Consider the following 13202-nt stretch of genomic DNA (forward strand, 5'->3'; position numbering starts at 1 on the left):
TGCGCCGCGGCGCTCACCGCAGCGTCGTGAGGCCACCACCCTGGTCCACGACCCACCACGCGCCGTCGTGCACCTCCAGGCCCGTCGCCGGCGCACCGGCACGCGCCGCCTCCACGGGGCGTGGCTCGCGCAGGTCGACGGACCAGACGCGACGGGAGTCGTCCACCGCGAGCACGTGGCCGCCGGCGTCGGCGCGCACGATCATCGGGTCGCCGAGGCCCGGCGTCAGGACGTGGTGGTCGACGGACGCGGTCCACAGGTCGACGACCGTCAGCTCGGACGGGCGCAGCAGGACGAGCAGCCCGTCCGCGGTCACCGGCCCGGGCCGCCAGCCGTCGACGCCCGGGTGCTGCACCGCCGCGCGGACCTCGCCCGTGGCGACGTCGAGCGCCAGCAGCCGGTCGTCGTCCAGCCCGACCCACAGGCGGTCGCCGACGCACGCCACGACCTGGCGCACCGCCGCACGCGCGGTGTACCGCCACGCCGACGCGCCGTCGACCAGCGACCACGCGCACACCGTCGCCGTGTCGTCGGGGGCCAGGCCGAGCAGCAGCCCGGCGGCGGGGAGCGTCGCGTGCAGCAGGCCGGCCGCCCTCCACACGTCGTCGCCGTCGCGCGTCACCAGGCGCGTGGTGCCGGCCGCGTGGTCCGTGAGCATCAGGTGCTCCCCCAGGCCGACGACCGACACGTCGTGCAGCAGGTCGCCCGTGGGCCAGGTGAACGGTGCGCGGTCCCACGCGGCGAGCCGGCCCTCCGGTGTCACGACCAGGGGGCCGTCCGCCGTCGCCGGGAGCACGTAGCGGGCCGCGACCGCGGGCGCGCCCGGGGCGTCGACGTCGTGGACGGCGTCGTCGGCGTGCAGCAGCAGGCGGTCGCGCCAGGGCAGCAACCACCGGCGCCGCGCGCGCGGGTCGACCGTCCGGACGCCGACGACCCGCGGAGCCCCGGACGTGACGCCCTGCGCGGGTGCCAGGTCGAGGCGGGTGGTCGACGGCAGCACCGGCACGCCGTGTGGCGTGGTCGACGGGTGGGTCACGGCACCTCCGGGTCGGGGGCCAGCCGGCGTACCGACCAGCTCGCCGGGTCGAGCTCGACGATCTCGACGATCCTGCTGTACGCGTCGAACTCTCGCAGCCACATCTCGCGCGTGGCGAGCGGGACCGCCTGGTCGGCCAGCAGGGCGTCGAGCGCACCCCGCATGACCGAGCGGATGCGTGCCTGGACCTGCGCGGGGTCCGTCAGCCCGTCGACCGCCGGCCCCGGGCCGCGGAACACCCAGGACAGGCGCCGCAGCCCGGTCGGGTCCGTGAGTCCCGCGGTGCGCAGCAGCACGTCCCGCTCGAACTGGCTGCGCCCGTCCGCGCCGTGGCTGCGGATCGACTCCTCGAACCACCGTGACCAGTCCTTGAGCTCGATCGTCTGCAGCTCGGCCGGCCGGCCCGCGGCCGCGCGCCGCACCATGTCGTAGACGCGCACCACGTCCCGGGGCCGCGACGGGTCGGGCACCGACTCGCGCACCTCGACCGCCAGGACGTTCTCCGGGCCGCCGCGCACCACCATCTCCAGTGCGAACATGCCCCCGCGCCACGACGTCCGGCTGCCGACCATGGCCCGCAGCACGTCGTGCACGCCGGGCACCTGCGCCTCCGCGAGGCGACCGAACAGCTGCATCGCCCGGCCGCGCGCCGCGGCCGTGGGCGCGGCGTCGAGGATGCGCTCGACCGCCACGGACCGCACCCCCGGCGGCGGGTTCAGGGCGTGCAGGTACCCGCGCAGGGTGTCGACCACGACGTCCGGCGAGGCCCCGGGCGGGACGAGCTGACGCGACCGCAGGGACTCCATCACCTCACCCAGCTGCACGTCCGTGAGCGCGCCGAGGCGACCACCGCGGATCGCGGCCACCACGTCGACCCCGAGCCGCCCGACCACCCGGTCGTACGCCGCGAGCGACAACCGGTCGAGTGCCTGCTCCGCCGCGAGCGCCTGCCGCTCGATCGCCGCGAGCGTGTCCGGCGCGCTCGCGCCGCGGGGGTTGCGGGGCCGCAGGGCCTCCACCGCGAGCACGGCGACCCGTGCCGCGGCGGACGGCGCCTGGCCCGCGTCGCGCGGCAGGTTCATGCGGGCCGCTCGCGCCATGACGCCCGCGCGCCGCCGACCGAGGCTCTCGGCGAACGTCGCGGGCTCCAGCACCGGGCCCGGCAGCACGGGCTGCGGTACGAACCGGTCGGGCTGGGCCCGCTCGAGCAGGTTGCGTGCGTCGGCGAGATCGGGTGCCCTGGTCGTGCGCAGGACGTCGAGCTGCTCGACGAGCGCCCGGACCCCCGCGAGCCGCTCGGTGGCGCGCACCCGGTCGACCTGCGCCAGGGTCTCGGCGTCCTCGACCGCCCGTCGGACCTCGGCGAGCCGGGTCTCCAGCGGCAGGTCCGCGACGACCAGGCGCGGCCCGTCGGAGAACCGCCAGGCGCGCACCGGGACGCCCGCGACCACGTCGACGACCCACGTCTCGGACAGCCCCCGGATCTCCACCATCGCGTGGCCCTCGAACCCCGCGGCCGCGAGGTGGTCGTTGATGCGCGCCCGCTGCCCGGTGGACGTGACCGTCGCGGACCCGGCGGTGAGCGGTGCCGACGTCGACGGTGCGGCGCTCGGCCCGGGGGCGACGGCCGGCGCGTGGACGACGAGCGGACGGTCCGCGACCGACCTGCCGAACCGCGCGGTCTCGGTCACCGCCTGGCCGGGTGCGGACAGCTCGAGCGTGCCCCGGAACGAGCGCAGGGCCTGCAGGTGCTGCGCGAACTGCACGGCCGACATGTCGGGGGTGGGGCGAGCGGCCCACCAGGCGGCGACGTCGGCGGGCCGCATCCCCCGGATCAGCTCGGCGGCGGGTGCGTCGGCCAGCATCTCCCGCAGGCGCGGTCCCGTGCCGAACGGGTCGGTGCCGCGCAGCAGCGGCAGGACGTCCGGCCGGGCGAGCCACGCCACCAGGTCGCTCGACCCGGGCGGGCCGAGCGCCCCCGCGACGCGGGCGCCCTCCCCCGGCGGCAGCAGGCGCAGCGCGAGCACCGCGTCGGCCTGGACCGCGGCGGGCAGCGCGGGCGCGGACGTGCGCACCGCGGCGCCCGTCGTGTCGGGCCGCGCCTCGACGACCGGCGACGGCGCACCGCGCGGGGCGAAGAACGCGATCCGCCCGTCGGCGAACCTCACCTCGACGACGCCGCCGCGCCCACGGACGAAGGAGTCCACGGTGCCCGCACGCTGCAGCCGACCGAGGTACGTCTCGAGCGCGTCCATCGGCCCGCGGTAGCGCCACACGACGTCACCGGTCTGCTCGACGCCCAGGTCCACGCCCTGGCGCAGCGTCTCGATCATCCGCAGCTGGTCGCCCAGCATCGTGTCGAGCCCGGCACGCTGGCTCGGGGTCAGCTCGAACATCCGGCCCATGACCTCGCGCATGCGCAGCAGCACGCTCTCGCCCTCGGCGGTGAGCCGCCGGAACTCGGCGGGGTCACGACCGGGGCGGCGCAGCCACTCCTGCAGTCGTCCCCCCACGTCGCGGGACTGCGCCCGCAGCGCCTCCCACTGACGCCCGACCGTGGCGTCCAGGCCGGTGGTGGGAGCGGCGGGCGGCTCGACGAGCCGCGTCGCGTAGTGCAGCACCACGAGGTCCAGCGCCGTGCGCGCCCCGGTGCGCGCGATCGTCGACGCGATCGCGCTCGCGTCCATCGGACCGTCGGCCGTGACGATCGCGAGCGTGCTGCCCCAGGCCCACATCGCGACGAACGTCGCGGCGTGCACGGCCACGGGCGGCGCCGCGCGCATCCCGGCGACGATGCCCGCGGCCGTCAGCCGGCTGCCGGACGCCGCGTACGCGAATCCCACGAGCGCGTGCGCGCCGCGTGCGATGCCGAAGGTCGCCATGTCGAGGGCGGTCTGGGTGCCGAGCTGGCGCAGGGTCGGCCACTGACCGGTGAGGGCACCGCGGCCCACGGTCGAGCCGGCCGTGAACAGCAACGACCCCACGACGAACCGCGTGACGGTCGGGGCCAGGGCCCGCCCGGCGGTCCACGCGACGCCGGCCCGCAGCGCCATGAGGCCGAGCCGCATGACGCCGACGCCGATGACGATCGACGCGATGGTCGCGATCCACTCGATCGCGGTGTCCATGTCCCGCAGGTGCTCGAACCGTGCCTCGGCCTCGGCGATGCGGACGGTGAGCGCGTCCTGCAGGCTGACCAGCGCGCGCTCGTCCGGCTCCCCGGCCGCGTCCAGCAGGTCCAGCGCCCGGGACGCCGCGCCCGCGAGCCCTCCGTCGAGCTCGGCGTCGTCCCAGTTCATCTGGTAGCGGCGGTGCGTCTCGTAACGGACGAGCGACGAGTACGCCAGGGCGGCGTACGCGATCTGCAGGGGTCGGGCGTGGTGCAGCGCCGCCAGCGCGGCGTCGCCGTGCTCGACGAGGTAGGCGGCGCGTTCCGCCACGGGCCGGGCCCACAGCCCCGTGAACGTCCCGAGCGCGTCGAGCTCCTGCGCCACCGTGGTGCACGCGGTGTCGAACCGGCGCTTCTCGGTCGCGTGCCCGTACCAGCGGTTGGGCCACACGTCGATGTCGCCCAGGTAGCGCGGCTGCGGGATCGACGACCCGGTGGGCAGGCCCTTGCGGGCCTTCTCCACCGAGTACGTGAAGCTGCGGCTGAACGCGTCGAAGTACGCCTCCTGCGCGGTGCGTGCCGCGCGGTGCGTCGAGTCCTGCGTGCCCGACGCCACGGCACGCACGGCCCCGTCGAGCGTCGCGATCAGCGTCGTCGTGGCGGTGCGCACGGTCGACACCAGGCCCGTCGCGAGCGGGTCGCTCGTGTCGGCCGGCTCGGGCGGGGCGCTGTCGGGCGTGACCGACCGCAGCGCCACGAGCTCGTCGACGACGACCACCGTCCGGCCCACGCGGTGCTGCATCGGTCCCAGCACCCCCGCGGGCAGCAGCGGCAGGGAGCGGCGCCACCGGTCGAGACGGACGACCGCCTCCGCGGTGAGGTCCGTGCCGAACGCCTGCGTCAGGATCGTCGTCGCGACGTCGACCTGCGCCTCGAGGTCCGCGACCGCCGACGCGGGCGCGAGGTCCCCGCCGACACGCTCACGCAGCGTCTGCCACGCCCGCGGGGCGCAGTCCAGGCCGCGGTCGTCGGACTCCATGGCGACGGTGAAGAGGTTCTCGACCGCGGCGACCCGCAGCACGTCGTCGACCGCCAGGTCGGTGAGCTGACGGGCCAGCAGGTCCACGGCGGTCGACAGGTCCGCGTCGGACCACGAGGACACCCGGTCCGGGAGGACGGTCGAGACCAGCACCTCGTCGGGCGAGCACTGCACGCGCACCGCACCCGCGGACGTCTGGTCGGCGACGTGCCGCAGCTCGTGCGCGATCAGCGCCTGACCCGCGGTGGTGAGGGTGTCGAAGCGGCCGGGCGCGAACAGCACGTCCGCGCCGACGGTGACGGCCCGTGCCCCGAGCAGCCGGGTCATCCGACCGGCGGACGCACCCGTGTGGACGCGGACGGCGGGCATCGGCGCTCCCGGCGGGGCGAGCGCGGCCAGGACGTGCGGCGCGAGCGGGGCCCCGGGCCCGAGTGCCGCCGTCGGGCCGGGCGCCGGGGCGGCGAGCGTGCGCCCGGCGACCGGCGCCGTCCCGCGGTCCGCCGCGGTGAGGAGACCCGGCGGCGCGGCGAGCACGGCGCGCGCGGCTGCCCGTGCCGCCGACTCGGCCACCGCGCCACCCGTGCCGTCGACGCGTGGTGCGCGGGCCCGCGGATCGGGTGCCCGGGCCGTCGCGCGGCCCTGCTGCCGCCCGGCACGCCGTGCCGCCCGCAGCGTCTCCCGGTTCGGGGCGGGGCTCACGGCACCGGGCACCGAGGGCGCCGGGGCGTGGTCCGCGACCCGTGACGGGCGCGGTACCGGGTCGGCCAGGACGGGGCCGTGCGCCGTGCGGGCGCTCACTCGATCTCCACGTCGAGCACCACGCTGGCCTGCACGGGCCGCTCGTGGCTGGACCAGAACTTGTGCAGCAGGTCGAAGTCGGAGCTCTCGTGCAGCCGCACGCGCGTGGGACGTCCCGCGACCTCGGTGAGGTCGAGCGCGCTCAGGGCCTCGTGGACGACGCCGATCAGCTCGTACTCCTCCTCGGGGAACGCGGACCACACCGAGACGACGAACCCCGCGCGCATGCCCCGGGTGCCACGGGGCGCCGCGAGCCGCAGCAGCGTCAGCGAGACGGCCGGCCGACGCCCCGCGAGCCGGTCCTGCGACGGCGAGCCGTGCACGACGTGGACCTCCTTGAGGAACGTCGCCCGCAGCACCGTGCGCAGCTGCGCCTGCAGGGTCTCGACGAACGCCCGGAGCAGGAGGCCGCGGTCGGGGGGCGCGGCGGCGCCGTCGGGCAGGACCGGTCGGTCGGGGCGCGAGAGCCGGCCCTGCTCCATCAGCTCGAGCGCGACCGCCTGCTCGAGGACCTCCTGCGTGAGCGGCGCACCGGCGCGGTCGGCGAGGAAGATCGCCCGCAGCGCGGCGTTCGCGACGTCCCCGCCCGACAGGTCGTCGCGCCGGGCGACCCCCGCGAGCGCGAGCCCCGGCGCGCGCGGCACCCCGGGCGGGAGCATGACGTCCCAGATCCGCTCGCGCTCGTCCGGGGTGGGCAGCGGGAACTCGATGCGGAACCGGAAACGGCGCACGAAGGCGTCGTCCAGGGCGTGACGCAGGTTGGTCGCGAGCACGACGACGCCCTCGTGCGCCTCGATGCGCTGCAGCAGGTAGCCCACCAGCACGTTGCTGAAGTGCTCCCCCGCGGTGCTCGCCCCCTCGGTGCGGTGCGAGAACAGCGCGTCGGCCTCGTCGCAGAACAGCACGCCGGACGCCTGCTCGGCGGCCCGCAGCACCTCGTCGACGTTCTTCTCGGTGTCGCCGATGTACTTGCTCATGAGCTGGGAGAGGTCGAGCGTGAACAGCGGACGTCCCAGCGCGGCGGCGACCCCCTCGGCGGCGGCCGTCTTGCCCGTGCCGGAGCGCCCGGCGAAGAGCACGAGCGGGCCGTGCTCGACGCGGTGCCGGGCGGCCAGCCCCTGGGCACGCGCGAGCTCGTCGCGCCGCGCGACGTAGTGCACGAGGCGGTCGAGGGCGTCGCGCGTGCCCGGTGCGAGCACGAGGTCGTCGAGCCGGCGGCGCACGACGGGGCGCCGCGCGGCCGTCGGCAGCGCGCCCACGTACGCGGCGGCCCGCGCGCTCAGGGTCGCGAGGTCGGGGACGGGTGCGTCGGCGAGGACGTCGTGCACCGCTGCCGCGTCGATGCGGTGCCGCGAGGCCAGCACGTCGGCCGTCGCGTCGTCCAGGGCGACACCGAGCGCGGCGGCCGTGCTCGTCCACGTGCGGCGCCGCTGCGACCAGTCGGGCGGGCGTGCCTCGAGGTGCGGGGCCGCCACCGCGACCGGCTGGCGCGACGCGACCCACAGGCGCCCGCCCACGTCGTCGACGAGACCGACGAGCGCCGCCACCACGGGCGTCGTCTCGTGCTCGGTCCAGCCCCGCAGGTCCACCAGCGGTGCCAGACCCGCGAGGACGCCGGCGCGCCACGCCGCGCGGCACACGTCGGCCGCGTCGGGGGCGGGTGCCACCTCGACGACCAGCAGCGCCGCGCCCGGCGGGGTCACGGACCGCGCGGCCGCGACGGCGTCACCCGTCCCGTGCACGACGAGCAGGGGCGCCGCCGTGAGGGAACCGCGACCGGGGCCGGCCGTGCCGGCCGTGCCCGTCACGGCAGCGACGCGCGCAGCGCCGGCCACGTGCGAGGACCTCGGTGCGTCGACGCCCGGCGCCGCGTCGCCCAGGACCGCGTCGACGACGTCGGGCGCGAGCTCGAGCGGTGACCCGAGCGGTGCGAAGGCGCCGGGCGCGCGGCGCACCAGACCACCGCGGGCGAGCGCCGAGCCGGCCGCGAGCGCGCGCCGGACGGCGCCGCGCCGGCGCGGCGAGGTGCCCAGGCCCAGCAGCACGACGCGCTCGGTGACCCGCCGCTCGTCGAGGTCGTCGTGCAGCACGGCGTACACCGACTGGTACCGCGGGTCGACGTGCGGGGCGAGCAGCAGCAGCAGCACGTCGAGCGAGGCGACGTCCAGGACGGTGCGCAGGCGGTCGAGCACGGGGTGCCCGGCGGGCACGAGCGGCTCGTCGGACGGTGCGGGTGCGGACGCCGGTCCGGGCTGTGCGAGCTCGGCGACCGTCGGGCGCAGCAGGTTGCGCACGCCGTCCCAGCCGGTGCGCCCGTCCCCGGCCAGCAGCGTCACGCGGTGCTGCTCGACGTCGCACGCGTGCAGCAGCTGCGCGTCGAGCCGCGAGAGCGCACGCGTGAGCACCTCGTCGCGGGTCACCGGGGCACGTCCCTGCGGTCCCGGTCACGGTCCCTCGGCCGCTGGTCGGGCACGGCCGGGGTCGTGAGGTCGACACGGTTGGAGCGGGGCACGTTGACGCCGGTCTGGTGCACCGAGGGCGGCACCGCCTGCGAGTTCGCCGGGACCTCGGGGCCCACCGCCTGCTCCCTCACGAGCCGGACGAACTGGGCACGCTCCCCCGGGACGACGAGCTCCTCGATGCCGCCGGTCGTCATGGCGGCACCCACGAGCCGCACCGCGCCCGGTGGGTCCACGCTGGTCAGCGCGACGAGGCGTCCGCCGTCCAGCTGCATGCGGAACCGGGTGCCGGCCAGCATCGGGGCCTGCCCGCCCGGCCCGCCCGGGGCCTGCCCGCGTGCGACGACGACGCGGTCGACGACGCGTCGCGCCGTGGTGCCGTCCGCGGCGCGCAGCTCGACGACGACGCGACCCGCCTCGGTGGGCACGCTCGGGTCGCCCGCACGCACCGAGCCCACCTCGGCGAGCACGCGCCGGACCGGTCCGCCGCGGAACGCCGCCTCGTTGCCCGGCACGATCGCGGGCGAGAAGGACGCGACGTCCTCGGCGGTGAGGACGATGCCCTGGGCCCGGTAGGCCTGCACGTTCCGCGCGACGGTCTCGGACAGCGGTGCGGGCGCGCGCGGGTTCGCCACCCAGTCGACGCGGACCGCTCCGAGCCGGCCGACCGCGTCGGTCGCGACCCACGCCGCCGTGGCACCGCTGCCCACGACGAGGACCTCCTCGCGTGGCATCGGCACGGTGAGGGCCTCCTCCCCGTAGAGCACGCGGCCCGACTGCTCGAGCGGGGCCCTGCTCGCGGCGTCGAGCACCCCGGGCGGCAGCGGCCTGGCGGGGCCGGGACCGATCCCGACGTCCACCGAGTCGGCGTACACGTGGTGCGTCGTGCCGTTCGCGGTGCGCACCGTGACCCGCAGGCGTGCGGGCACGCCGACGTCGGGGTTCACCTCGACCCGCACGACCCGGGCGCGGTACGTCGCCATCCCCGACTCGTACGCGGTCGCGAGGCTCGCGGCCGCCAACGCCTCGACGCTCGCCAGACCACGCCCTGCCGGCGCGAACTCCTGGGGCTGGCGCGCGAACCCGCGGCTGAACCACTCGGAGGCGCCCTGCCCGGCGGGCCGGAGCCCCGCGATGCGCCACATGTCGGGTCCGTCGGCGATCCCCATGACCTCCGGGATCGCGGTGACGTCGGCACCGGGCACGGCGCCGCGGCCCGTGCCCGGCGGCCGGGTCGCGTACGCCATCACGCCGGCCTGGCCGCTGCCGAGCACGAGGTGGCGGACCCGGATGATCTCGTGCGCGGCCCGGCGGGCCTCGACCAGCGCCGTCAGCTGCCGGTTGCGCAGGTCGACGACGAGCCCGCCGCGCAGGGCGTCCAGACGCGCCGCCCCGGCCTCCGCCGCGTCCGGTGCACGGACCGACGCGCTCTCGCCCGCCCGCAGCGGTCCCGGCATCTGCGTGATCCGCTGGGTCGTGCCGTCCCTCGTCACCTCGAAGGTCATGACGCCCGACGTCGGGTCTCGCCGCACCTCCCTGACGGTCGCGCCCGCCTGCTGGTGCAGCCGCAGCAGGTCCGGCACGCGTGCGCTCGGCACGAGGACGTGGTCGGGCCCGACCGGGCGCATGGCCGCGGCGACCGCGAACGCCTGCTGCTCGGGCAGCGCGGCGATCGCGGCGTCACGCAGCGCGAGCAGGTCGGCCTCGGACCAGCCGAGGCGGCGCGCGGCCGCGGGGTCGGCGAGGTACTCCTCGGCCAGCACGCGGCTGGTCTCCCAGTACCGCCGCAGCTGCTCGGCGACCACGGGCAGCTCCGAGACCGCCGGCGGCCGCGTGCCGTAGCCCGCGGCCTCGTACCGCAGCCGCGCCCACTCGCGCACGAGCGACCCGTGCCGGCTGCCCGCCCCCTGGGCGACCTGCAGGTGCGTGCGGGCGGCCGCACCCGCGGCGGCCATGAGCAGGTACATCAGGACGCCCTGCGCCAGCCGGTCCTGCATCTCCTGGGACGTCGGCCCGTGCCCGTTCGCGTCGGTCTCGAAGGACGCGCGGACGAGGTCGGCCGCACCGAGCACCACGACGTTGGCCGAGTGCTCGATCCCCAGGGCGACGAACCTCCCCGTGCGGTCGAGCGCGAGCGAGCGCATGAAGCCGGCCGCTCGCAGCTGCGTCGACACGACACGCAGGACCCCGAACGTCACGGCGTTCCACCCGGCCTGTGTCGCCCAGTCGCCCGCGGTCCGCTGGTCGGCGGGCGCGAGCAGCAGCATGTGCAGGGCCGTCGCGGTCAACGTCTCCGCGGCGACGGTCGACACGGTCACGGCGACGGTCGCCAGCCGCGAGCCCGCCATGGCACCGGCGACCGCACCGCCGACGTACGCGCCGACCCCCATCGTCACCAGCGTGATCGCGACGGCGAGCACGATCTCGGCGATCAGCGCCTTGCCCCGCGCGTCCGTGATCTCGGCCTGGGCGCGGGTCAGGAACGTGCCGAACGCCTCGTCCTGGGCGATCCGTGCGGCCGCCGTGCGCGCAGCGTCCTTCTCGCCCTGCCGCCAGTGCGCGTGCACCTGCGCCCACTGCGCGCGCCACCGCGTCGCCTCCTCCTGCAGGGCCTCCAGGTCCCCGCTCTGGCCCGCGAACCAGGCGCTGACGCCGTCCGCCGCCTCGAGCGCGGACCACGCCTGCTCGAGCTGGGTGACCACGGCGACGACCTGGACCTCGTCGGCCAGGTCGTGCGCGTCCCGCATCACCGTCGCCGCGAGCGCGCCCGCGTCGGCCGGGTTCTCCACCAGCAGGGCCCGCACGGTGGACAGGCGGCGCTGCAGGTCGTCGAGGCGCACCCGCAGCTCGGGCAGGCCGAGGGCCGTCTCGGCGTCGAACCCGCGCGCCGACGTCACCCCCGTCGCGGTGTGCAGCGACTCCGTGACGACGCGCAGCATGCCGGCCACCAGGGTCGCGGGCAGCGTCCGCAGGCTCAGGTCGGCCGCCGCGAGCAGGTCGGTCGCGAGCGCGGGCACGTCGCTGCGGTCGGCGGCGAGCACGTAGCGCTCCGCCGTCTCGTACAGCGCGTACCGCACGTAGGACGGGAGCCGGTGCCCGCCGAGGTCCACCTGCGCGTCGACCATGGCGTCGAGCTGGGCGACGGTCGCCGCGAGACCTGTCGCGACGCCGGTCAGCACCCGCTGCTGGTCCCGCACGTGCCCGTCCCACGCGACGGCCTCGGCCTCGGTCCCGGCGGCGAGCACAGCGGTCCGCGCGTCGAGACGCTCCGCGGCGCCTCCCAGGCGCCGCCCGAGGCCGAACCGCCCGGCGAGCCGCACGACGTCCGCGAGCATCGCGCCCGCCACGCCCGCCTCGACGAGGACGGCGGCACCGGTCGCGCCCGCGCGGGGCGGCGTGGCCGTGGCCAGGCGCGCCTCGGCGGCGTACGGGCTCGCGAGCAGCTCGTCGAGCGCGGTCCCGGCCGGGGCCACCACCGGCGTGACGCCCACGAGCAGCTGCGCGTCGGGCAGCATGCCCTCGGCGGACGCGAAGCCGAAGAGCATGCCCACGTGCGTGAGCCGGGACGCGTTGGCGGGGTGCCCGTACAGCGCGAGGGACACCTCCTCGGGCGTCGCGTCCGGTGGGTCCGTGACGCGCACCCAGCGGTCCAGCCCCGCGGCACCCATGCTGACCCAGGTCACCGTGCGCAGGTCCTCGACCACCGCAGGACGCTCGTCGAGGGGCGCGGAGACCAGCGCGGCGACGTCGACGGACAGCCCGTCGTGGGCGCGCAGCACCGGCTCCAGCAGCACGTCGACGGGCCGTGAGGTCAGCAGCGTCGGCACGGTCGGCAGGTCGTCCGCCGGGTCGCAGCGCTGCTGCGCGTCCAGCTCGCGGCGGAGCGCCGTGAGGTAGCGCGGCACCATGCGCGCGAGCCCACGCACCGCCTCGGCCCGGACGGCGTCCGCGAGGGCGTAGGCGACGGCCGGCACGTAGACGTCCGGGCCACGGCCCGACTCGAACATCTGCACGTCGCCCGGTGCCGACTCGTGGGCGACCGGCACGAGCGGCATGACCCGGGCACGGTCGACGACGGACCAGGGCGAGACGGGGTCGAGCACCCACACGAGCCACGCGCCGAGGTCACCGGTCGTGCACATCTGCTCGACGACGTGCCGCAGGAGGTCCGCCGCGCCGCCGGGCGCCCACGCCGCGGGCCCCGGGGGCAGCACGGGGTCCGGCCCCTCGCCGACGTGGCGGGCCATGCCGGCGCCGATCTCGACCTGCAGCCGGTCGACGTACTCGACGGCGTCGACCTCCTCCCAGCGGCGGACCACACCGCCCACCCCTGCGGCTGCACGCGGCGCGGCCGTGGGGGTGGCACCCGGCGCGGCCTGCCGCTCCTGCGCGGTGCCGCGGGCACCCAGCGCGAACGGCAGGGTCGGGTCGGGCTCCGCGGAGTCCTGCGCGACGTGCACGAGCTCGTGCTCGAGGACCCGCGGGGTGGCCGCGGACGACAGCACGACGTGCGGGCCGACGCTCGCGGCGGGCGTGCCGAGCAGGGCCGTGACGCGGTCGGCCTCCGGGCCCCGGTGCACGCGCCCCCCGGTGGGCAGCCGGTCGGCCGCACCGGTGCGGTGCGCCGGCTCTCCCGGCGCACGTGCGACCAGGTCCCGGATCGCGGTCAGCCCCGCGCGCTGGTCACCCACCGGCGGCGCCACCGGGGGGTGCGAGGCCGGGTCGGTGCGTGCCCGGCAGGCGAGGGGTCGCGGCTCCACG

The 13202-nt window shown here is 77.2% G+C and carries 4 protein-coding genes; all 4 read right to left on the bottom strand.

Going from position 1 to position 13202, the window contains the following annotated elements; genetic code table 11:
* Positions 1–13: 13 nt before the first annotated feature.
* From BMZ16_RS08325 to BMZ16_RS08340, 4 genes are read right to left on the bottom strand one after another with little or no spacing between them, the layout of a single operon-like run.
* Positions 14–1036 (bottom strand): outer membrane protein assembly factor BamB family protein, encoded by a 1023-nt coding sequence (locus BMZ16_RS08325; protein WP_089799338.1) that lies wholly within the window; start codon positions 1034–1036, stop codon positions 14–16.
* Positions 1033–5982: an eCIS core domain-containing protein gene (locus tag BMZ16_RS08330; protein ID WP_089799339.1), complete on the bottom strand. Its 4950-nt coding sequence runs from the start codon at positions 5980–5982 to the stop codon at positions 1033–1035. Before BMZ16_RS08330 ends, BMZ16_RS08325 begins: the two co-directional genes overlap by 4 nt.
* A complete protein-coding gene (locus BMZ16_RS08335) occupies positions 5979–8402 on the bottom strand; it encodes an AAA family ATPase (protein ID WP_089799341.1) in 2424 nt (807 codons plus the stop codon). Before BMZ16_RS08335 ends, BMZ16_RS08330 begins: the two co-directional genes overlap by 4 nt.
* The gene (locus BMZ16_RS08340) at positions 8399–13201 is read right to left on the bottom strand and encodes a SidA/IucD/PvdA family monooxygenase (RefSeq protein ID WP_177199628.1); all 4803 of its coding nucleotides are present in this window, start codon (positions 13199–13201) and stop codon (positions 8399–8401) included. The genes BMZ16_RS08335 and BMZ16_RS08340 overlap by 4 nt, the downstream gene beginning before the upstream one ends.
* Between the last annotated feature and the right edge of the window lies 1 nt (position 13202).

Source organism: Cellulomonas sp. KH9 (genome assembly GCF_900114185.1).
GTDB lineage: Bacteria > Actinomycetota > Actinomycetes > Actinomycetales > Cellulomonadaceae > Cellulomonas.